The sequence below is a fragment of the Streptomyces sp. NPDC004610 genome (genome assembly GCF_040609715.1).
In the GTDB taxonomy this organism is placed as follows: domain Bacteria; phylum Actinomycetota; class Actinomycetes; order Streptomycetales; family Streptomycetaceae; genus Streptomyces.
The window spans coordinates 13,058-34,440 of record NZ_JBEXLA010000028.1; the positions used below are offsets into that span (position 1 = coordinate 13,058).

Below are 21,383 nucleotides of genomic sequence, written 5' to 3' on the forward strand. Positions count from 1 at the left end.
CCTATCGCCCGAGGAACTCCGCCGTCGAGAACGTCACCGCCGGGGTGTCCGCCACCAGGGGACCGCCCCGCGCGCCGCCCGGATGGACCGCCACCGAGTCCCAGGTCTCCCCCCGGTAGGTGCGGACCACCAGGTCGGCCCGCTCGTCGCCGTCGAAGTCGCCCACGGCCAGCACCCGGGAGGTGCCGCGGGCGGCCGGGGTGAGGGTGGTGGCCGGTTCCGGGGCGAGGCCCCGCGCACCGCCCGGGAAGATCCGCAGCTCCCCGGAGTCGTCGGTGGTCACCAGGTCGGCGTGGCCGTCGCCGTCGAAGTCGCCGGTGTCGAGGCGGGTGCCGGGGGTGTCGAGGGCGGCGCGGGTGGGGTCCGGGAAGTCGTAGCGCAGGGCGGTGCCGGACTCCGTGCCGATCGCCGCGTCCAGGGCGGCGCCGCGCCCGAACCGGCCCAGGGCGACATCCGTGCCGGGCGGCAGGGCGATCTCGGCGCCGGTGGGGCCCTCGGGGCCGCCGAGCACCAGGAAGGCGTCGCCCTCGCCCGCGGCGGCGCGGACCACCAGGTCGTCGTAGCCGTCCCGGTCGGCGTCGACCGCCGGGCCGGTGGGGACGTTGCCGGGGGCCGGGACCGGGGCACCGGCCGCGCGCGGGGCGCCCTTGCGGGTGAACGGGCCGCGCAGATAGCTCAGCTGCTGCTCGGAGGCGTGCAGGACGAGGTCCTGGGCGCCGTCGCCGTCGAAGTCCCCGCACACCGGCTGGTCCGGCCAGTCGTTCCCGGCGCGGGCCGCGTCCGGCACACCGAGGGTGACGGCCTTGCCGGTGAGGCCCTCCGGTGAGCCGAAGAGGACCTGGACCGGGACCGGGGGGCGGCCCTGGCCGTCGTAGGGCGGGTCGGTGGACAGGACGAGGTCGGTGAAGCCGTCGCCGTCCAGGTCGCAGCTGGTCTCGGCGTCGAAGACGGCGGGCGCCTGGCCGCCGGTGCGGGCCGCCTGCCGGGCCGGGCTGAGCAACTGCCACGCCCCGGGCGCGAGTCCGTCCGGGCCGCCGTAGACGATCGCGGCCCCGGCGTCGTCCGCGTGCGCCTGGTCCTTGACGAGATTGTTGAGGACGAGATCCCGGCGGCCGTCGCCGTTGAAGTCGTCGGGGGTGTCGCTGCCGTCGCCGCGCGGGACGGGGAGGTCGGGACGGGCCTGGGCGGCGGCCTTGTCGACGGGGGTGGGGTCGGCCGCCGTACCGGAGCCGGGGCCGCACGCGGCGAGGGAGAGCACCAGGGCGGCTCCCGCCGCCACCCACATCACGCCTGCGCCTGTGCGCATCACTCACCTCGCCGGCCACACCGTCAACGACCCCGTAATGATGCGCATGTTGGGGGCGGAGGTGAAGGGGGAGGGGGAGTGAGAGGGGGTGTGGGAGGGGGAAGGGGGCGGTCCGGTGGAGCGAGTGCGCCCCGCACGGGGCGTGCGGGGCGCAGCGGGAAACCGGGGCGCGGGCCTGCTTCCGGCTCGGACTCCGGCCTACTTCACCGGCTCGGGCTCCGGCTCCGGGGTGCTGGGGGACTCGCCCGCCGGGTCCACCGGAGTCCGCACCGACTCCAGCAGCAGCTGGGCGACGTCCACCACCTGGACGGATTCCTTCGCCTGGCCGTCGTTCTTCTTGCCGTTGACCGAGTCGGTCAGCATGACCAGGCAGAACGGGCAGGCCGTGGAGATGATGTCGGGGTTGAGGGAGAGGGCCTCGTCGACGCGCTCGTTGTTGATGCGCTTGCCGATCCGCTCCTCCATCCACATCCGCGCGCCGCCCGCGCCGCAGCAGAAGCCGCGCTCCTTGTGGCGGTGCATCTCCTCGTTGCGCAGGCCCGGGACCTTGGCGATGATCTCGCGCGGGGGCGTGTAGATCTTGTTGTGGCGGCCCAGGTAGCAGGGGTCGTGGTAGGTGATCAGACCCTCGACCGGGGTGACGGGGATCAGCTTGCCCTCGTCCACCAGGTGCTGGAGCAGCACGGTGTGGTGGATGACCTCGTAGTCGCCGCCGAGCTGCGGGTACTCGTTGCCGAGGGTGTTGAGGCAGTGCGGGCAGGTGGCGACGATCTTCTTGGCCGCCTTGGGCTTGCGGGACGCGTCGGTGACCTTGCCGTCGTCGTCCAGCTCCTCGCCGAACGCCGTGTTCAGGGCCATGACGTTCTCCATGCCCAGCTCCTGGAACAGCGGCTCGTTGCCGAGGCGCCGGGCGGAGTCGCCGGTGCACTTCTCGTCGCCGCCCATGATGGCGAAGCTGACGCCCGCCATGTGGAGGAGCTCGGCGAACGCCTTGGTGGTCTTCTTGGCGCGGTCCTCCAGGGCGCCGGCGCAGCCGACCCAGTACAGGTACTCGACCTCGGAGAGGTCCTCGATGTCCTTGCCGACCACCGGCACCTCGAAGTCGACTTCCTTGAGCCATTCCAGGCGCTGCTTCTTGGCCAGGCCCCAGGGGTTGCCCTTCTTCTCCAGGTTCTTGAGCATCGTGCCCGCCTCGGAGGGGAAGGCGCTCTCGATCATCACCTGGTAGCGGCGCATGTCGACGATGTGGTCAATGTGCTCGATGTCCACCGGGCACTGCTCGACGCAGGCGCCGCATGTGGTGCAGGACCACAGGACATCCGGGTCGATGACGCCGTTCTCCTCGGCCGTGCCGATCAGCGGGCGCTCGGCCTCGGCGAGGGCCGCCGCGGGCACCCCGGCGAGCTGCTCGGCGCTCGCCCTCTCGTCGCCCTCCATGGACTTGCCGCCGCCCGCGAGCAGATAGGGCGCCTTGGCGTGCGCGTGGTCGCGCAGGGACATGATGAGCAGCTTGGGGGAGAGCGGCTTGCCGGTGTTCCAGGCGGGGCACTGCGACTGGCAGCGTCCGCACTCGGTGCAGGTGGAGAAGTCGAGCAGGCCCTTCCAGGAGAACTGTTCGACCTGCGACACGCCGAAGACATCGTCGTCGCCGGGGTCGGTGAAGTCGATCGGCCTGCCGCCGGAGGTCATCGGGAGCAGCGCGCCGAGGGAGGGGTCGCCGTCGGCGTTGCGTTTGAACCAGATGTTGGGGAACCCGAGGAAGCGGTGCCAGGCCACGCCCATGTCGGTGTTGAGGGCGACGACGATCATCCAGGTGAAGGACGCCGCGATCTTCAGCCCGGCGAAGAAGTAGGTCAGATTCTGGAGGGTGGACAGCTCCAGGCCCGACAGCGCGGACACCACGGGGTAGGAGACGAAGAAGGACGCCTCGTAGCTGTCGACATGGTGCATCGCGCCCTCCAGCGCGTGCAGCATGAAGATGCAGACACCGACGATCAGGATGACCGTCTCGACGAAGTACGCCTGACCGGTGTTCGACCCCGCGAACCGGGACTTGCGCCCGGCCCCGCCCGGCCGCGAGAGCTGCCGGATGACGATCAGCGCGAGGATCCCGAGCACGGTCATGGTGCCGATGAACTCGACGAAGACGTTGTACGGCGCCCAGTCGCCGACCACCGGCAGCAGCCAGTCGGCCTGGAAGAGCTGGCCGACGGCGTTCACGATGGTCAGCAGGAGGGTGTAGAAGCCGATCGCCACGAACCAGTGGGCGACGCCGACGATCCCCCAGCGGTTCATCCGGGTGTGCCCGAGGAACTCCTTGGCCAGCGTGATCGTGCGCAGCACGGGGTCATTGGTGCGGGCCCCGGCCGGGAGCGGCTGGCCGAGCGCCATGAACCGGAAGATCTGGAGGACGGCCCGGCCGAACAGGGCGACGCCGACCACGATGAGGACCATCGACACGATGATCGCGGCGAGTTGCATCTCAGGGCTCCTCGGGCCTGCGGGGGGACGGTGACCGGTCGGACATCGGCGGTCCCGTCATTACTAAGCGGTAACTTACCCAGTCCTTCGAGATTACCCCGCATCCCGTCTCGCACTGTAGCCAGCCGCTCGGTGATCTGTGTCGCTGAGGGGCACCTGTGTAGGTCACGTTCCTGGCGGGTGGTCCGGCGGGTGGCTCGGCGGGTGGCTCGGGGGGCGGTCCGGGGGGCGGTCCGGGGGGCGGCCTGAGGGCGGCCTGGGGGCGGGCGGGGCCGGTCCCTGTGCCCGGCGCGCCGAACGCACCCCCACATTCATAACAAATAGTGATATTGCGCTTAGCGTGGGCAGGTGCTCTACGGGATCGCCGCGGCCCTGGCCGCCCTGCTGCTCGCCGCCCTGCTCTCGGCGCTGCTCGGCGCCCTCGCGCTGCGCCGCGGTCTGCTGGACCGGCGCCGGCGCACCCGGCCGGTACCGCTGCTCGGCGGGGGTGCAGTGGTCGGGGCGACGCTGCTGGTCGCCGGGGCCGGGGAGTGGGCCGGGGTCGCCCGGCTCGGCGACGGGGTCGGCGCGCTGCTGACGGCCGCGACCGCCGTCGCCGCGCTCGGCCTGGCCGCCGACCTGTGGCGGCTGCGCACCCGCTTCCTGCTCGCCGGTACGGTGCTGGCCGCGCTGTGGGTGGTCCTGCCGTACGGCGGTGGCGGCGGAGGGGGTGGCGGGGTCGTCGGCGGAGTCGTCGGCGCGGTGGTGGCCGCCTGCTGGATGGCCGGGGTGGCGCTGGCCTTCCGGTCCCTGGACCACGCCGACGCCCTCGCCGGGACGGTCGGCGTGGTGACCGCCTTCGGGCTCGGGGTGTGCGCGGCGGTGGAGGTGCGGGACGGGCTCGCGGTACTGCTGAGCGTGCTGGCGGCGGCGCTGACCGGGTTCCTGATGCACAACTGGCCGCCCGCCCGGATCACGCTCGGCGCCACCGGTTCGCTCTTCGTGGGGTTCGTGCTCGCGGGCGCGGCGCTGCTCACGCGCGCGGGTGGGGAAGTACCGGTGTCCTTCGGCGTGTTGTTCGCGGTGACGGCGGTGGCCGTCGCGGATGTGGCGCTGGTGCTGCTGGCCCGGCGGCTGGCGGGACGGGCGCTGGCGGCCAGGGGCGGCCCGGACCATCTGGCCCACCGGCTGCGCCGCGCCGGGCTCACCGCGCGCGGGGCGGCCGTGACGCTGGGCACGGGGTCCTTCGCGGCGGTGCTCGTCGGGGTACTGGTCCACACGGGCTGGACGGACGCGTGGGCGGTGCTGTGGGTGGCGGGTGGGGTGGTGGTGATGGTGGGGGGGCTTTTGCGGGTGGGGGGTGGGGGTTCCGGTGAGAGGGGGAGGGCGGGGGGTGCAACGTCCGTTGGGCGGGGGCGTGGGCGGGATGGTGGTGCGGCGTCCGGTGGGTGCGTGCGGGGTGGGGGTGCAACGCCGGGTGGGCGTCTTCGGTTGCGGGCGAGTCCTTCGGCGGGTGTCTCCGGGTAGGTGTGCGGTGCGGCGGGGGCGCCGGCCGGGGTGGGGGGCGCGGCTTCCGGCGGCGGCGGCCTCCGGGGGCCTGGGTCCGGGCGGGAGGTGCGCACTTCCCCTTCCCCCTGCCCCTTCCCCGAGCGCGGGTCTGGGGGTGGGCTGGACGGCATCGGGGTACTCGACGCCGACGGGGTACTCGCATCCTTGAGCGCGCGTCTGCCGGTGGGGGAGCCCCTGCTGACGGGAGCCTTGGGCCGGGCGGGGGCCTCCGCACGGGCAGCGAACCCGCGCGCGAACCGCTTCCTGCGGGCCGCGAACCGCCCCGCGAGGGCCCCGCGCCCTCCCCCAAACGCTGCCCGATTGGGCGCAACCTCCGGCGGGTGGGTTGCGTCTTCCCAGGCCAGAGGGTGGTTGCGTGTAAGGAGTAGATAAAGGTTGAGTCTGCTTGACTCAGCTCTGTTGACCCAGCGGAGCGAGTGATGCACACTTGAGCCCGTTCCACTCAAGTCAGCTGGAGGAATCAACCATGGCACGTGCGGTCGGCATCGACCTGGGCACGACTAACTCCGTCGTCAGCGTTCTGGAGGGCGGCGAGCCCACCGTCATCACCAACGCAGAGGGCGCCAGGACCACGCCGTCCGTCGTCGCCTTCGCCAAGAACGGTGAGGTGCTCGTCGGCGAGGTCGCCAAGCGCCAGGCGGTCACCAACGTCGACAGGACCATCCGGTCGGTCAAGCGCCACATGGGCACCGACTGGAAGATCGAGCTGGACGGCAAGCCGTTCAACCCGCAGCAGATCAGCGCCTTCGTGCTCCAGAAGCTGAAGCGCGACGCCGAGGCGTACCTGGGCGAGAAGGTCACGGACGCGGTCATCACCGTCCCGGCGTACTTCAACGACGCCGAGCGCCAGGCCACCAAGGAGGCCGGTGAGATCGCCGGTCTGAACGTCCTGCGGATCGTCAACGAGCCGACCGCCGCCGCGCTGGCGTACGGCCTCGACAAGGACGACCAGACGATCCTGGTCTTCGACCTCGGCGGCGGCACCTTCGACGTGTCCCTGCTGGAGATCGGTGACGGCGTCGTCGAGGTGAAGGCCACCAACGGCGACAACCACCTCGGTGGCGACGACTGGGACCAGCGGGTCGTGGACTACCTGGTCAAGCAGTTCGCGTCCGGTCACGGCGTGGACCTCGGCAAGGACAAGATGGCGCTCCAGCGGCTGCGCGAGGCCGCCGAGAAGGCGAAGATCGAGCTGTCCTCGTCCACCGAGACCTCGATCAACCTGCCCTACATCACCGCCTCCGCCGAGGGCCCCCTGCACCTCGACGAGAAGCTCACCCGCGCCCAGTTCCAGCAGCTGACCGCGGATCTGCTGGAGCGCTGCAAGACCCCGTTCCACAACGTCATCAAGGACGCCGGCATCCAGCTGTCCGAGATCGACCATGTGGTCCTGGTCGGCGGCTCCACCCGGATGCCCGCCGTCGCCGAGCTGGTCAAGGAGCTGACCGGCGGCCGTGAGGCCAACAAGGGCGTCAACCCGGACGAGGTCGTCGCCATCGGCGCCGTGCTCCAGGCCGGTGTCCTCAAGGGCGAGGTCAAGGACGTCCTGCTGCTCGACGTCACCCCGCTGTCCCTCGGTATCGAGACCAAGGGCGGCATCATGACCAAGCTGATCGAGCGCAACACCACGATCCCGACCAAGCGCTCCGAGATCTTCACCACGGCCGAGGACAACCAGCCGTCCGTGCAGATCCAGGTCTACCAGGGCGAGCGCGAGATCGCCGCGTACAACAAGAAGCTCGGGATGTTCGAGCTGACCGGTCTGCCCCCCGCCCCGCGCGGTGTCCCGCAGATCGAGGTCGCCTTCGACATCGACGCCAACGGCATCATGCACGTGACCGCGAAGGACCTGGGCACGGGCAAGGAGCAGAAGATGACCGTCACCGGCGGCTCCTCGCTGCCGAAGGACGAGGTCGACCGGATGCGCCAGGAGGCCGAGCAGTACGCGGAGGAGGACCACCGCCGCCGCGAGGCCGCCGAGACCCGCAACCAGGGCGAGCAGCTCGTCTACCAGACGGAGAAGTTCCTCAAGGACAACGAGGACAAGGTCCCCGGCGACATCAAGACCGAGGTCGAGGAGTCCATCGCCGAGCTGAAGGAGAAGCTCAAGGGCGAGTCCGCCGATGGCGACAACTCGGCCGAGATCCGCACGGCCACCGAGAAGGTCGCCGCCGTCTCCCAGAAGCTGGGCCAGGCCATGTACGCCGACGCCCAGTCCGCGCAGGCCGCCGGGGGCGACGCCACCACCGGTGAGACCCCGCGGGCCGACGACGACGTGGTCGACGCCGAGATCGTCGACGACGAGCAGCAGCAGCGCAAGGACGGTGCGGCGTGACCGAGGAGACCCCGGGCTTCGAGGAGAAGCCCGACGTCCCCTCCGGCGCGACCCCTGACGACGCCGAGCCGAAGACCGCCCCCGAGCAGGGGGCGGCCGAGGCCGGGGACGGGCCCGGGACAGCGGGTCTGGTGGCCCAGCTGGACCAGGTGCGTACCGCGCTCGGAGAGCGCACGGCGGACCTCCAGCGCCTCCAGGCCGAGTACCAGAACTACCGCCGCCGGGTCGAGCGGGACCGCGTCGCGGTCAAGGAGATCGCCGTCGCGAACCTCCTGACCGAGCTGCTCCCGGTCCTCGACGACATCGGGCGGGCCCGGGAACACGGCGAGCTGGTCGGCGGCTTCAAGTCGGTGGCGGAGTCGCTGGAGACCGTGGCGGCCAAGATGGGCCTCCAGCAGTTCGGCAAGGAGGGCGAGCCCTTCGACCCGACGATCCATGAGGCCCTGATGCACTCCTACGCGCCGGATGTGACCGAGACCACCTGCGTCGCGATCCTCCAGCCTGGGTATCGCATCGGCGAGCGCACCATCCGCCCCGCGCGGGTTGCGGTCGCCGAACCGCAGCCGGGCGCTCAGCCGGTCAAGGCGGAGGGCGACTCCGCCGACGCCGAATCCGACGGGACCAAGGAGAGCGGTGGCCCGGACGAGGGCTGACGTTGCACGGATGACGAGGAAGGAGGGACGTCGGGGATGAGTACGAAGGACTACATCGAGAAGGACTACTACAAGGTCCTCGGCGTCCCCAAGGACGCCACCGAGGCCGAGATCAAGAAGGCGTACCGCAAGCTGGCCCGGGAGAACCACCCCGACGCCAACAAGGGCAACGCCAAGGCCGAGGAGCGCTTCAAGGAGATCTCCGAGGCGAACGACGTCCTCGGCGACCCCAAGAAGCGCAAGGAGTACGACGAGGCGCGGGCGCTGTTCGGCAACGGCGGCTTCCGGCCCGGCGGCCCCGGTGGCGGCAACTTCAACTTCGACCTGGGCGACCTCTTCGGCGGTCAGCAGCCCCAGGGCGGGGGCGGCGGTGGCTTCGGCGGCGGCATCGGCGATGTCTTCGGCGGGCTCTTCAACCGCGGCGGCGCGGGTCCCGGCACCCGGGTCCAGCCCCGGCGCGGCCAGGACATCGAGTCCGAGGTCACCCTCAGCTTCACCGAGGCGATCGAGGGTGCGACGGTCCCGCTGCGGATGTCCTCCCAGGCCCCCTGCAAGGCCTGCTCCGGCACCGGCGACGCCAACGGCACCCCCCGGGTGTGCCCGACCTGCGTCGGCACCGGGCAGGTGGCCCGCGGCTCGGGCGGCGGCTTCTCGCTGACCGACCCGTGCCCCGACTGCAAGGGCCGCGGGCTGATCGCGGAGAACCCCTGCGAGGTCTGCAAGGGCAGCGGCCGGGCCAGGTCCTCGCGGACCATGCAGGTGCGCATCCCGGCCGGGGTCGGCGACGGCCAGCGGATCCGGCTGCGCGGCAAGGGCGCCCCGGGCGAGCGCGGCGGACCGGCGGGCGACCTGTATGTGGTCGTCCATGTCGACGCCCACCCGGTGTTCGGCCGCAAGGACGACAACCTCACGGTCACCGTCCCCGTGACGTTCACGGAGGCGGCGCTCGGCGGCGAGGTCCGGGTCCCGACCCTGGGCGGCCCGCCGGTCACCCTGAAGCTCCCGCCCGGCACGCCCAACGGGCGCACGATGCGGGCCCGCGGCAAGGGCGCGGTCCGCAAGGACGGCAGCCGCGGGGATCTGCTGGTGACCGTCGAAGTGAGTGTCCCGAAGGACCTTTCGGGGAAGGCTCGTGACGCGCTGGAGGCGTATCGCGAGGCTTCCGCGGGCGAGGATCCGCGGGCGGAGCTGTTCCAGGCCGCGAAGGGAGCTTGATCGAGATGGACGGTCGTCGTCCCCGGCAGCGCGGGGGCATTCCCGAAATGACCGAGGAGACCCCGGTCTACGTCATCTCGGTGGCGGCCCAGCTCTCCGGTCTGCACCCGCAGACCCTGCGCCAGTACGACCGGATGGGCCTGGTCTCCCCGGACCGCACCCCCGGCCGCGGCCGGCGCTACTCGGTACGGGACATCGAACTGCTCCGCCAGGTGCAGCAGTTGTCCCAGGACGAGGGCATCAATCTGGCCGGGATCAAGCGGATCATCGAGCTGGAGAACCACGTGGCGGCGCTCCAGTCCAGGATCGCCGAGATGGAGTCGGCGCTGGACGGGGCGGCGGCGGCGATGCGCCAGCGCGAGGCGCAGGTGCACGCGTCGTACCGCCGTGATCTGGTGCCGTACCAGGAGGTGCAGCAGACCAGCGCGCTGGTGGTGTGGCGGCCCAAGCGACCGCAGTCGGACTGACCGGCGGCACACGCGAGGGGTGAGGGCCGGGAGGCGGGCGACCGTCTTCCGGCCCTTACTCGTGTCCACCTCGGGTCCACCTCGTGTCCACCTCGGGCCCGCCTCGGGCCCGCACGATCCGCCGAGACGGCCGCCGGATTCCCGTCTGCTCAGCGGAAGGTGATATTGCCATCTCGTTAAGTAGTATCGCTTGACGGTTACGGCGCCCGGCGCGTTGGCTGCCAGTCGTCGGCGGCTTCCCGTGGTCCGGGCTGTGCGGCGCCGCCCCTGCTCTTCCCGACCGCAACGCATCCCCCGCAACGCATCCCCCGCAATGAACGCAACGCATCCCCCGCAACGTCCGCAACCTACCGACCCGCACTGGAGTGAGACCCCGAATGCGTCGTATCGCCATACCCGTGGCCGCGTCCTCGCTGATCCTCTCGCTCGCCGGCTGCGGCGTTCTGGGCGCGACGGGCGACAGCGGTGACGCCAGCCCCACCAAGGGCAATGACCTCACGGTCGGGCTGCTGCTGCCGGAGAAGGCCAACACCCGCTACGACAAGTTCGACTACCCCATCTTCGAGAAGAAGGTCGCCGCCCTCACCGACAACCAGGGCCGGGTGGAGTACGCCAACGCCGACGCGGACGCGGCCCGTCAGGAGACGCAGCTCCAGGCGATGATTGACAACGGTGTCGATGCCATCGTGCTGGACGCGGTCGACGCCAAGGCCGTCGCGGGCGGGGTGCGGAAGGCCAAGGACGCCGGGATCCCGGTGATCGCCTACGACCGGCTGGCCGAGGGCCCCATCGACGCGTACATCTCCTTCGACAACGAACTCGTCGGCGAGGTGCAGGGCCGCACCCTGCTGGAGGAACTGGGCAGCGGCGCCAGCCGCAACCGGATCGTGATGATGAACGGCTCGCCGACCGACCCCAACGCGGGCCAGTTCAAACAGGGCGCCATGGATGAACTGGAGGGCCAGGTCACCGTCGCCAAGTCCTACGACACCAAGGACTGGAAGCCGGAGAACGCCGAGGCCAACATGGCCGAGGCGATCGAGGAGATCGGCGCCGACAACATCGCCGGGGTGCTCTCCGCCAACGACGGCATGGCGGGCGGGGTCATCAAGGCCCTGGAGGCCGCCGGGGTCAGCGAACTGCCCCCGATCACCGGCCAGGACGCCGAACTGGCCGCCGTCCAGCGGATCCTCACCGGCGAGCAGTTCATGAGCGTCTACAAGTCCTATCCGCAGGAGGCCGAGGCCGCCGCCGAGATGGCGGTGGCGCGGGTGCAGGGCCGGGACATCCAGTTCGACGCGCTGACCCGGGACCGGGTGGACAGCCCCACCCAGCAGGACATCCCCGCGCAGCTCGTCACCGTGGTCGCGCTCACCTCCGACAACATCAAGGACACCGTGGTCGCCGACGGGATCTACCAGGTCTCGGACATCTGCACGGCCGACTACGAGGAGGAGTGCGCGGCGGCGGGCCTCAAGTGACCCCGCCCGGACGGCCGTAACGCCCCCCGGACCGCCTCGTACGCCACTCCACGCCACCCGTGTCCCGCAGGTCACACGACCCCAGGGACCCGCTCGCCGCCCCCGGGCAGTTTGTTGCGCAGCGGTGTTGCGAGGACGGCGAAAACCCGTCCATAGCGGTGGTTTCCCTGGTTCGCTTCCCGCGGAGCCGTGTTGCGGACCAGGTCCGGGCCGCGCATAGTTGCGGAGCCGAAAGGTCTCGTCGGTGCCGGCCTCCCGGGTACACCCGGGGCCCGTCGGCGGACCGAGCCGACGACGCGGAGAGGCTGGAACCGGGGGTGGAATGGGCGATGGCCGGGCACGGAAGGGAGCATCCCCACGGTGCCGACCGACTGTGCGAGGCCGGGGACCGGGTGTACTCCCGCGCCGTACGGCGGGGCCGGGTGCCCCGCACCGACGCCGGTCCGGTCCCGTGTCTGCTGGAGCTGGCACTGCTGCACCCCGACCCCGACGACATGGACTGGCTGGTGCCGACCGCTCCGCAGGAGGTCATGACCCGGCTGCTGCGTGGGGTCTACGACGAGGTCAGCGCGAGCCAGCGCCGGGTGGGCGCGGCGGTCGCCGCCGTCGAGTGGTACGCGGGCCTGGGCGGCTCCGCACCGGCCTCGTCGCAGGGTGAGGGCGCCGCGATCCGGGTCCTGGACGGCCCGGCGCGGATCCAGGCGGCGCTGGACGAGGCGACCGAGGCCTGCACCACCGAGGTGCTGACCGTGCAGCCGGGCGGCATCCGCCGCGAGCACGAACTCTCCGAGGGCCTGCACCGGGCGCTCGCCCTGCGCGGGCGCGGGGTGCGGATGCGCGATCTCTACAACCATGTCGCCCGTCATGGCCAGGGCCTGCTGAACTACCTCGAACTGATGGGTGAGGCCGTGCAGGCCCGCACCCTCGACGAGGTCATCGACCGGCTGATCCTCTTCGACCGCACGGTCGCCTTCATCCCGGCCAACGCCGACCGCACGATGGCCCTGGAACTGCGCCACCCCGGTCTGGTCGAGTACCTCTTCACCGTCTTCGAACGGCTGTGGCGGCTGGCGATCCCGCTGACCGCGCCCCTCCCCGACACCGGGATCGAGGGCATCTCGCACCGCGAGCAGTCCATCGCCGCGCTGCTCGCCGAGGGCCACCAGGACGCGGTGATCGCCGAGCGGCTCGGGATCAGTGTCCGCACCTGCCGCGCCCATATCGCCCGGCTCTCCGAGACGCTGGGCGCCGCCAGCCGGACCCAGCTCGGCGTCCGGATAGCGCAGGTGGGCCTCCACAGCCCGTCCGGCACCACCGCCGAACTCACGATTCCGGGCCAGGAGTCCCCAACAGCACGGTGAGCCGTCCGGCTGGGGGTGGGGGTGGGGGGTGGGTGATGTGCGTCTGGGTGGTACGGCTGGGTGGGGGCGGGCCGGTGTGGCGGGGCGGCTGTTCCGCTGGACGCGGGGCCGGTACCGCGGCCTGACGAGGCGGCAGCCACCGGCGCGGCACGGCCCCGGGCGGCTGGGCGGTGGGGTGTCGCGGGGTGGCAGGCCCGCCTGACGCGGGGCCAGTACCGCGGCCCCACGAGGCGGAAGCCAGCGGTGCGGCATAGCGGTCGCCCGGCACGGCAGCCCACCGGCATCGCACGGCCCCGGGCGGGATGGCTGGCTGGCTGGTGCGGTGCGGCTGTTCCGCTGGACGCGGGCCGGTACCGCGCCCTGGCGAGGCGGCAGCCACCGGCGTGGCACGGCCGTCGCCCGTTGCGGCGGAGACCCACGCGGTGGAGACCCGCGCGCACAGCCGGCGACCGCAGTCGCCGTGGGCCGTCCGCCATGGGCCGTCTGCTGTCTGCCGTAGGTCATCGGCCACCCGGCGCGACCGGCGCGCGCCCGTCGGCGGGATGCCGCCCGGAGGATGTCCGGCGCGGCAGCGGACCAAGGCGCGCGTCGGGCGCCGGGAGCCCGGCCCGGAGGACACCGGCACCGTCACCCCACCCGCCCGCACCCCGAACACCCCGCACCCCGGACACACCACACCCCCCACCACCCAGCCCAACCCCTCCCCCTCCCTCCCCCCAGCGGACGCGTCACCGTCCCTGTTCCTTCTCCAAGAGCCCCGACTGGGCGATCAGGTAGCCGAGTTGGGCGCGGCTGCCGCTGCCCAGGGCGGTGGCCAGCTTGGCGATATGGGCCCGGCAGGTGCGGACGTTCATGCCCAGGCGGCGGGCGATGGCCTCGTCCACATGGCCCTCCACCAGCAGCTTGGCGATGGTGTGCTGGACGTCGGTGATGCCGTCGGGGGCGGTCTCGTAGGGGGCGCCGGTGCTCAGGGGGACCGCGCGGCTCCACATGAACTCGAAGACCTTGATCAGATAGCGCACCAGGCCGGGGTGGCGCAGTTCCAGGGCCACCGCGCGGTCGTCCCGGGTGGGGATGAAGGCGACCGTCTCATCGCAGATGATCAGCCGCTCCACGAGTTCGTCGATGGTGCGGTACTCGACCTTGTTGTCGGTGAACTGGGCGGTGTACGCGAGGGTCTCGGGGCTGTGCCGGGCGGTGTGCTGGTAGAGGGTCTTGATTCGGACACCGCGGTCGGTGAGCGCTTTGTCGCGTTCCAGTCCCTGCAACAGCGTGGTCTCCAGCCGCCGTCCGCCGGGCTGCACGGTCAGCATCTCGGTCTGGCACTGCGCGGTGGCCAGATCGAGGGCGGCGTTGATCCGCTCGAATCCCTCCAGGACGGTCAGCGACGGTGTGGCCGTCGTTGTCTGGGTGGCGAGGCTCATGAACGGCTCGAAGATGTCGGTCAGTTCTACGGAGGTCCGCCGCCGTTCCGCTATCTCCCGCTCAAGGGGGTTGAGCCGCTGGGCCAGCGCGATGGCCGGGGGGACCGGGCGCAGCCATTCGGGGTCGTCCGGATCGGGGTGTAGCAGGGCGAACTCCATCAGACAAGGAGCCGCTTCCGCCTCCGTACGGGCGATACGTCCGCCACGGAGGGCCGCGGCGTAGAGGCGGCTGCCCTCCTCGCATAGTTCGGTCATCGGATGGGGATGCATCCTAGATGTCCCTTTGGCTACCAAATTTCCACCCCCCAGGGTCCTGAACATGCAGGAACATGATGCACCGTTTGTGTGGCCACGACGTGCCTGAATGAGCCATCGTCTTATCCGACGGGGGAAGAGGGGACCTTCAAGTGAGGACGAAGCCGACTATGCGCAAGAGAACGCTTCGCTCGGTGCTTGTCGCAGCCTTCTCCGCCGTTGTGGCCATCGGAACGCTCAGTGGCCTGGCCGGCGCGAAGGGCGACACCAGGGCTGACAGCAGTTGGGGGCTGGTGCGGGCGAGTGCGGCCGGCGAAGCGGACAGTAGTTGGGGTCCGAACACGCCAGTCCGCGTCACACCGGTCCGGGCAAACGACAGTAGCTGGGGCTGACCGATGACCACTCCGCCGGACGACCGGTCGTTTCGCAGGGAAATGGCCACGGCATACCGCTCGGGCTGGCACTTCATCGATCTTGTCACCGCTCTCCCCCACAACGGTGACTCGCTGATGGTGACGGTGTTCGGAGAGCCCGTGGTGGTGACCCGGGACGAGGACGGGGATGTGCGGGCCTATCGCTGTCTGCGCCGCCCCCGAGGTGCACCGCAGCCCGTGCGATGTGCCATCCGTTACGGAATGATCTTCGTCAATCTGGACCAGCGGGACCACCAACTGGCGGAGCCCACGCCCGCCAGCACACGAACCATCTCAGCCACCCCCCGCAGTGCCTGACGCGATTCCCCCGTCGTAACAGATCGCTCAGGTGCTTCCCCCCGCAGCGGCGTCACCGTGACCTGAACACGGTGACGCCGCTGCAGTTTTCAGGGACATTTCCGGGTATCACCCGATTCTGGCCATGGCTGAAAATGATCTGTCTCAGCCCCGGCCCATCGCCCGCGTCAGTGTGATCTCAATCACCACGCGCGTGGGATTGACCGAGGGTGTCCGGTACCGCTCGGCATAGCGCCGCTCCGCCTCCGCCACCTGCTCGGGCTCCGCGCGGATCACCGCCCGCCCCTCCAGCGTCGCCCACCGCCGCCCGTCCACCTGGCACACCGCCACCCGGGCACCCTCGGCCCCGGCCGCCGCCACATACCGCGCCTTCGCGCTCGCCCGGTCCGTGATCACCCGGGCCAGCCGCTCCCCGGGGTCGTAGGTGACCCCGACCGGCACCACATGCGGGGTGCCGTCCGGGCGGATCGTCGTCATCGTGCACACATGCCGTTCACGCCAGAAGCTGAGGTACGACGCGTCCGGCGCGCCCGGGTCCTGCGGATGGGAAGCCATGCCCGGAAGGTAGCCCCGGGGGCCTCCCCGACCACACCTTGAGTGGAATAGACTCAACTTTATGCACGTTGGCTGAGTCAGTGCAGAGTGTGACTGACTTGCTTCAGTGACGAACGACCGTGCCCGAGCCAGGGCGACGACGGCGAGGACGCCGAGGAGGAGACAGCGAACGTGGACGCCGAGCTGACCAACCGGAGCCGGGACGCGATCAACGCGGCCGGCCAGCGGGCCGTGACCGAGGGCAACGCCGATCTCACGCCCGCGCATCTGCTTCTGGCGCTGCTCCAGGGTCAGGACAACGAGAACATCACCGATCTGCTCGCCGCCGTCGACGCCGATCAGGCCGCCGTACGGGCCGGGGCCGAGAAGGCCATCGGTCAGCTGCCCAGCGTGACCGGCTCCACCGTGGCGCCCCCGCAGCCCAACCGCGAACTGCTCGCGGTGATCGCCGACGCCCAGTCCCGCGCCCGCGACCTCGGCGACGACTACCTCTCCACCGAGCATCTCCTCATCGGGACCGCCGCCAAGGGCGGCCAGGCCGGCGAGGTACTCACCCGGGCCGGCGCCACCGCCAAGAAGCTCCAGGACGCCTTCCGCGCCGCGCGCGGCGGACGCCGGGTCACCACCGCCGACCCCGAGGGCTCCTACAAGGCGCTGGAGAAGTTCGGCACCGACTTCACCGCCGCCGCCCGCGAGGGCAAGCTCGACCCGGTCATCGGCCGTGACCAGGAGATCCGCCGGGTCGTCCAGGTCCTGTCCCGGCGCACCAAGAACAACCCCGTCCTGATCGGCGAGCCCGGCGTCGGCAAGACCGCCGTGGTCGAGGGGCTCGCCCAGCGGATCGTCAAGGGTGATGTCCCCGAGTCGCTCAAGGAGAAGCGGCTGGTCGCCCTCGACCTCGGCGCGATGGTCGCGGGGGCGAAGTACCGGGGCGAGTTCGAGGAGCGGCTCAAGACCGTCCTCGCCGAGATCAAGGACTCCGACGGCCAGATCATCACCTTCATCGACGAACTCCACACGGTCGTCGGAGCGGGCGCAGGCGGCGACTCCGCCATGGACGCGGGCAACATGCTCAAGCCGATGCTGGCCCGCGGCGAGCTGCGCATGGTCGGCGCCACCACGCTGGACGAGTACCGCGAGCGGATCGAGAAGGACCCGGCGCTGGAGCGCCGCTTCCAGCAGGTCCTGGTCGCCGAGCCGTCCGTCGAGGACTCCATCGCCATCCTGCGCGGCCTCAAGGGGCGCTACGAGGCCCATCACAAGGTCCAGATCGCGGACAGCGCGCTGGTCGCCGCCGCGACCCTCTCCGACCGGTACATCACCTCCCGCTTCCTGCCCGACAAGGCCATCGACCTGGTCGACGAGGCCGCCTCGCGCCTCCGTATGGAGATCGATTCCTCCCCCGTCGAGATCGACGAACTCCAGCGGGCCGTGGACCGTCTGCGCATGGAGGAGCTGGCCCTCGCCAAGGAGACCGACCAGGCGTCCAAGGAGCGCCTGGAGAAGCTGCGCCGCGACCTCGCCGACAAGGAGGAGGAACTGCGCGGCCTCACCGCCCGCTGGGAGAAGGAGAAGCAGTCCCTCAACCGGGTCGGTGAGCTGAAGGAGAAGCTGGACGACCTGCGCGGCCAGGCCGAACGCGCCCAGCGCGACGGCGACTTCGACACCGCCAGCAAGCTGCTCTACGGGGAGATCCCGGGCGTCGAGCGCGATCTGGAGGCCGCGTCCGAGGCCGAGGAGGAGGCCGCCAAGGACACCATGGTCAAGGAGGAGGTCGGCGCCGACGACATCGCGGACGTCGTCGCCTCCTGGACCGGCATCCCGGCCGGGCGCCTCCTGGAGGGCGAGACCCAGAAACTCCTGCGCATGGAGGACGAACTCGGCCGTCGGCTGATCGGCCAGGGCGAGGCGGTCCGCGCGGTCTCCGACGCCGTACGCCGCTCCCGCGCGGGGATCTCCGATCCGGACCGGCCCACCGGCTCCTTCCTCTTCCTCGGCCCCACCGGCGTCGGCAAGACCGAGCTGGCCAAGGCGCTGGCCGACTTCCTCTTCGACGACGAGCGGGCCATGATCCGCATCGACATGTCCGAGTACGGCGAGAAGCACAGCGTGGCCCGGCTGGTCGGCGCCCCGCCCGGATACATCGGCTACGAGGAGGGCGGCCAGCTCACCGAGGCGGTCCGGCGCCGCCCCTACAGCGTGGTCCTCCTGGACGAGGTGGAGAAGGCGCACCCCGAGGTCTTCGACATCCTGCTCCAGGTGCTGGACGACGGCCGGCTCACCGATGGACAGGGCCGTACGGTCGACTTCCGCAACACCATCCTGATCCTCACCTCCAATCTGGGCAGCCAGTATCTGGTCGAGCCGCTGACCAGCGAGGAGGAGAAGAAGCAGCAGGTCCTGGAGGTGGTCCGGGCGTCCTTCAAGCCGGAGTTCCTGAACCGCCTGGACGACCTGGTGGTCTTCTCGGCGCTCAGCAAGGAGGAACTGGGCCGGATCGCCCGCCTCCAGATCGACCGCCTGGCCAAGCGGCTGGCCGAGCGCCGGCTCACCCTGGAGGTCACCGACGAGGCCCTGGCCTGGCTCGCCGACGAGGGCAACGACCCGGCGTACGGCGCCCGCCCGCTGCGCCGCCTGGTCCAGACCGCGATCGGCGACCGCCTCGCCCGGGAGATCCTCTCCGGCGAGATCAAGGACGGCGACACGGTCCGGGTGGACGCCTTCGGCGAGGGCCTGATCGTGGGCCCGGCCACGGGCAAGACCCTGTAGCCCCCGGGCCCGGCGAAGGGGCCAGGACGCCCTAGCCTCCCGGCCGGGCGAAGGGGCCGGACGCCGTAGCCTCCCGGCCCGGCGAAGGGGCCGGGACGCCCTAGCCTCCCGGCCCGGCCACGGGCAGGACGCCGTAGCCCCCAGTGCCCGTACGACAACGGCCCGTCCCCGGTATCCGCCGGGGGCGGGCCCTCGTCCCGCCCCCTCCGGCGGGATCCCGTCAGCCGACGGCGGAAGAGCCCGGCGGGGCTTGCCACCCCCCTCCCCGGATGGGGGAGGATGGCGGGATCCGTACGAAGGGAAATTCACGGTGACCATCGACCCGTCCTCGATTCCGAACTTCGGGGGCCAGCCCCAGCCGCAGTCCCCAGGACCGGCGGGCCCCGTCGTCCCGGATCAGGACCTCGTGAAGCAGCTCCTCGACCAGATGGAGCTGAAGTACGTCGTCGACGAGGAGGGAGACCTCGCAGCGCCGTGGGAGCAGTTCCGTACCTACTTCATGTTCCGCGGCGAGGGTGACCAGCAGGTCTTCTCGGTGCGCACGTTCTACGACCGGCCGCACAAGATCGAGGAGAAGCCGCAGCTCCTGGAGTCGATCGACGACTGGAACCGGCGCACGCTGTGGCCCAAGGTCTACACCCATACCCATGACGACGGCACGGTCCGCCTGATCGGCGAGGCCCAGATGCTGATCGGTCCCGGGGTGAACCTGGAGTTCTTCGTGTCCTCCACGGTCAGCTGGGTGCGCGCGGCGATCGAGTTCGACCGCTGGCTGATCGAACAGCTCGGCCTGGAGCAGGAGGTCAACGAGGCGGAGAAGCCGGAGGAGGACGGCGAGTAGTCGTCGCCGCCACCTCTCCAGCCCGTCGTCGCCGCCGTCCACCCTCCGTGCCTCCCCGTCCACAGCCTGTGGATGGCGGCACGGCGGGCGGGCCCCTGTTACCCGGGGACGGGTCAGACGGTCGGAAACTCGTCACGCCGGGCAGCGCCGACGAACGAGCCCCAGGTGTCCGGAGTGAAAATGAGGGCGGGACCGTCAGGGGCCTTGCTGTCGCGGACGGGAACGACACTGGTGATCCCTTCCCCGACCTCAAGACACTGACCGCCGTTGTTGCTGCTGTAGCTGGACGACCGCCAGCGGACGGGCAGCTTGCTCGCGCGGTTCATTTCGCTAGTCCCTCCATGTGCCGCCGGATCAGACCGGCCGACTCCTGGGGCGACAAGGCGCAGCCCCTGAGCAGATCATAGGAGTGGGCAGCGCCCAGGACTTCCTTCGCGTCCAAAGCTGTTCGTCCTTGAGAGAAGCCGTCCACATACAGAACGTCGGAACCCTGATCGAAGCTCAGCAACGTGAAGGGCCCAGCCAACCCAGGGTGCGCCACAACCGCACGCGGAATCACCTGAATTACTGTGCGTGGCTCGTCGCCTGCCTCCAAGAGCCGGGCAAGCTGGGCACTCAGACCGCCGGGCCGCCGATCAGGCGGTTGAGGGCGTTCTCGTCCATGATGAACCACGCGCGCGGACGTTCTTCGCGTTCGAAGATCTCTTGCCGCGTCATCCGGGCTGCCACAAGGTCGCCGACCTTGTCCGGGCGTCCTGACTCAAGCAGTGCCCGCGCGTACTCCTCCGTCTGGAGAAGCCCGGACACAACCTGACTGTCGAACATACGGATCGTGGCTGCCTGCACTTCGAGATCGACGTAGGGCAGGAACCAGTCCGGGTAGGCATGGGTGACCACCAGCGGATGGAACTCCTCGAAGAAGTCCACGCCGAACGCGGAGTCAAGGTCACGCGCCAAGACGTCGGACGGTACGCGCTTCGCGTTCTCCACGTAGCTGATCATTGCTCCGGTGGTGAACGCCCTGGTGGCAAGCTCCGTCTGAGACCACCCGCGTTCAGTCCTGAGCTTGAGGACGCGGGAGCCGAAGAAGCCCAAGAGGCTCATGCCGGGCTGTGGTTGGCCGTTGTCAGTCTCCATGGTCACGAGCGTGCCGCCCCCTTGATGAACTCGGGTCCTTAACTTCCGCGGCGTTAAGGCGTCACCCCTGTCGCGGCTACGCGCGGAGCGCAACCCTTGAGGCACAGAAAGTAAGGCACCAACAGGAGCGACGCGAGACGCAAGAGGTTCCACGTGTCCGATACCCCCCACCTCCCCAGCTCAGACGTAACGGAGCTGACCACGGCGATAACCCGGCGTGAGTTCTGGCGACTCGTCCCGGAGGAGACCCCGCTCCCCGCCTGGGTGGCGGACTGCCCCGGCGCCGCACCGGTACACGTGACCACGAAGCCCACACGCCCCATTCTGCGAGCCGTGGACGCGGGACTCAGGAGGCTGATCGGTGAGCAGTGAGACGGCACCGGCGTTGCACATGCCGCTCCTTGAGCCCGTGGCTGTGGACGGCTGTTCCCTCTGCGCTACCGCCGGACGGCTCAGGGATGCGTCCCGCCGGCTGGGCAGTGCGGTGGGCATCCGGAGCGCCAACGACACGATCCGGCAGCATCCGCACAGGTGGACCACGGACGCGAAGGAGGGAGCCGGGTGAGTACGGAGGCGTGGAAGCCCGGCCAGACCGTCAAGGACACCAGGACGGGACGGGTGGGGCGCGTGATGGGACATGTAGGACCGTGCTATCAACTCCGCCCGCTCAATGGCGGTAAGGAGTGGGACGCGGAGTCGGGTGCGCTCGTGCCTGCCGCCCAGTCCGACGCGATGAGTGCTCAGGTGGCCGTGGCCAATCGGCGCTGGGGGCTGTGAGGTGGCGACCGCGCCGGGCACTCCGTACGAGAACGGTCCCGAGAGGC

15 protein-coding genes and 1 pseudogene are annotated in these 21,383 nt (G+C 70.7%); 10 read left to right on the plus strand and 6 right to left on the minus strand.

Going from position 1 to position 21,383, the window contains the following annotated elements:
• Nucleotide 1: 1 nt before the first annotated feature.
• Nucleotides 2-1,306: a VCBS repeat-containing protein gene (locus tag ABZX40_RS27780; protein ID WP_355735817.1), complete on the minus strand. Its 1,305-nt coding sequence runs from the start codon at nt 1,304-1,306 to the stop codon at nt 2-4.
• Nucleotides 1,307-1,504: 198 nt separating this feature from the next.
• Nucleotides 1,505-3,787, minus strand: a complete 2,283-nt coding sequence (locus ABZX40_RS27785; RefSeq protein ID WP_355735820.1) for a (Fe-S)-binding protein — start codon at nt 3,785-3,787, stop codon at nt 1,505-1,507.
• A 348-nt stretch (nt 3,788-4,135) separates the two neighbouring features.
• Between ABZX40_RS27785 and ABZX40_RS27790 the strand changes: the two genes are divergently transcribed.
• From ABZX40_RS27790 to ABZX40_RS27820, 7 genes are all read left to right on the plus strand, one after another.
• Nucleotides 4,136-5,293 carry an MraY family glycosyltransferase gene (locus ABZX40_RS27790; protein ID WP_355735822.1) on the plus strand — a complete coding sequence of 386 codons (1,158 nt, stop codon included), beginning with the start codon at nt 4,136-4,138 and terminating at the stop codon, nt 5,291-5,293.
• 508 nt (nt 5,294-5,801) lie between these two features.
• On the plus strand, nt 5,802-7,670 hold the full coding sequence (gene dnaK, locus ABZX40_RS27795; protein ID WP_355735825.1) for a molecular chaperone DnaK: 1,869 nt from the start codon (nt 5,802-5,804) through the stop codon (nt 7,668-7,670).
• Nucleotides 7,667-8,323: a nucleotide exchange factor GrpE gene (gene grpE, locus ABZX40_RS27800; protein WP_355735827.1), complete on the plus strand. Its 657-nt coding sequence runs from the start codon at nt 7,667-7,669 to the stop codon at nt 8,321-8,323. The genes dnaK and grpE overlap by 4 nt, the downstream gene beginning before the upstream one ends.
• A gap of 36 nt (nt 8,324-8,359) precedes the next feature.
• The gene (dnaJ, locus tag ABZX40_RS27805; RefSeq protein ID WP_355735830.1) at nt 8,360-9,538 is read left to right on the plus strand and encodes a molecular chaperone DnaJ; all 1,179 of its coding nucleotides are present in this window, start codon (nt 8,360-8,362) and stop codon (nt 9,536-9,538) included.
• Between the two features lie 47 nt (nt 9,539-9,585).
• Nucleotides 9,586-10,005, plus strand: a complete 420-nt coding sequence (locus ABZX40_RS27810) for a helix-turn-helix domain-containing protein (protein WP_355735833.1) — start codon at nt 9,586-9,588, stop codon at nt 10,003-10,005.
• A gap of 377 nt (nt 10,006-10,382) precedes the next feature.
• Complete coding sequence (locus tag ABZX40_RS27815; RefSeq protein ID WP_355735836.1) at nt 10,383-11,486, plus strand: substrate-binding domain-containing protein; 1,104 nt, start codon at nt 10,383-10,385, stop codon at nt 11,484-11,486.
• Between the two features lie 329 nt (nt 11,487-11,815).
• Complete coding sequence (locus tag ABZX40_RS27820; protein ID WP_355735838.1) at nt 11,816-12,847, plus strand: helix-turn-helix transcriptional regulator; 1,032 nt, start codon at nt 11,816-11,818, stop codon at nt 12,845-12,847.
• A gap of 728 nt (nt 12,848-13,575) precedes the next feature.
• Here the strand turns inward: ABZX40_RS27820 and ABZX40_RS27825 are convergent.
• Nucleotides 13,576-14,526 carry a helix-turn-helix transcriptional regulator gene (locus ABZX40_RS27825; RefSeq protein ID WP_355735840.1) on the minus strand — a complete coding sequence of 317 codons (951 nt, stop codon included), beginning with the start codon at nt 14,524-14,526 and terminating at the stop codon, nt 13,576-13,578.
• 395 nt (nt 14,527-14,921) lie between these two features.
• Between ABZX40_RS27825 and ABZX40_RS27830 the strand changes: the two genes are divergently transcribed.
• Nucleotides 14,922-15,257 carry a hypothetical protein gene (locus tag ABZX40_RS27830; protein WP_355735843.1) on the plus strand — a complete coding sequence of 112 codons (336 nt, stop codon included), beginning with the start codon at nt 14,922-14,924 and terminating at the stop codon, nt 15,255-15,257.
• Between the two features lie 144 nt (nt 15,258-15,401).
• On the opposite strand, the gene ABZX40_RS27835 is transcribed toward ABZX40_RS27830, so the two are convergent.
• Nucleotides 15,402-15,812: a TIGR03618 family F420-dependent PPOX class oxidoreductase gene (locus ABZX40_RS27835; protein ID WP_355735846.1), complete on the minus strand. Its 411-nt coding sequence runs from the start codon at nt 15,810-15,812 to the stop codon at nt 15,402-15,404.
• 171 nt (nt 15,813-15,983) lie between these two features.
• Between ABZX40_RS27835 and clpB the strand changes: the two genes are divergently transcribed.
• A complete protein-coding gene (gene clpB / locus ABZX40_RS27840) occupies nt 15,984-18,581 on the plus strand; it encodes an ATP-dependent chaperone ClpB (RefSeq protein ID WP_355735849.1) in 2,598 nt (865 codons plus the stop codon).
• A 310-nt stretch (nt 18,582-18,891) separates the two neighbouring features.
• Nucleotides 18,892-19,422 (plus strand): YbjN domain-containing protein, encoded by a 531-nt coding sequence (locus ABZX40_RS27845; protein ID WP_355735851.1) that lies wholly within the window; start codon nt 18,892-18,894, stop codon nt 19,420-19,422.
• A gap of 113 nt (nt 19,423-19,535) precedes the next feature.
• Here ABZX40_RS27845 and ABZX40_RS27850 read toward each other — a convergent pair whose 3' ends face one another.
• Both ABZX40_RS27850 and ABZX40_RS27855 read right to left on the minus strand, forming a co-directional pair.
• On the minus strand, nt 19,536-19,748 hold the full coding sequence (locus tag ABZX40_RS27850; protein WP_355735854.1) for a DUF397 domain-containing protein: 213 nt from the start codon (nt 19,746-19,748) through the stop codon (nt 19,536-19,538).
• Nucleotides 19,745-20,559: pseudogene (locus ABZX40_RS27855) on the minus strand (helix-turn-helix transcriptional regulator). The gene ABZX40_RS27850 and the pseudogene ABZX40_RS27855 overlap by 4 nt, the downstream one beginning before the upstream one ends.
• Between the last annotated feature and the right edge of the window lie 824 nt (nt 20,560-21,383).

Excerpts from the sequence above, each read along its gene's own strand:
- ABZX40_RS27850 (WP_355735854.1), bottom strand. The coding sequence starts at position 19,748 with ATGAACCGCGCGAGCAAGCTGCCCGTCCGCTGGCGGTCGTCCAGCTAC.
- ABZX40_RS27825 (WP_355735840.1), bottom strand. The coding sequence starts at position 14,526 with ATGACCGAACTATGCGAGGAGGGCAGCCGCCTCTACGCCGCGGCCCTC.
- ABZX40_RS27815 (WP_355735836.1), top strand. The coding sequence starts at position 10,383 with ATGCGTCGTATCGCCATACCCGTGGCCGCGTCCTCGCTGATCCTCTCG.
- ABZX40_RS27835 (WP_355735846.1), bottom strand. The coding sequence starts at position 15,812 with ATGGCTTCCCATCCGCAGGACCCGGGCGCGCCGGACGCGTCGTACCTC.
- ABZX40_RS27830 (WP_355735843.1), top strand. The coding sequence starts at position 14,922 with ATGACCACTCCGCCGGACGACCGGTCGTTTCGCAGGGAAATGGCCACG.
- ABZX40_RS27780 (WP_355735817.1), bottom strand. The coding sequence starts at position 1,306 with ATGCGCACAGGCGCAGGCGTGATGTGGGTGGCGGCGGGAGCCGCCCTG.
- ABZX40_RS27785 (WP_355735820.1), bottom strand. The coding sequence starts at position 3,787 with ATGCAACTCGCCGCGATCATCGTGTCGATGGTCCTCATCGTGGTCGGC.
- dnaJ (WP_355735830.1), top strand. The coding sequence starts at position 8,360 with ATGAGTACGAAGGACTACATCGAGAAGGACTACTACAAGGTCCTCGGC.
- ABZX40_RS27810 (WP_355735833.1), top strand. The coding sequence starts at position 9,586 with ATGACCGAGGAGACCCCGGTCTACGTCATCTCGGTGGCGGCCCAGCTC.
- ABZX40_RS27820 (WP_355735838.1), top strand. The coding sequence starts at position 11,816 with ATGGCCGGGCACGGAAGGGAGCATCCCCACGGTGCCGACCGACTGTGC.
- dnaK (WP_355735825.1), top strand. The coding sequence starts at position 5,802 with ATGGCACGTGCGGTCGGCATCGACCTGGGCACGACTAACTCCGTCGTC.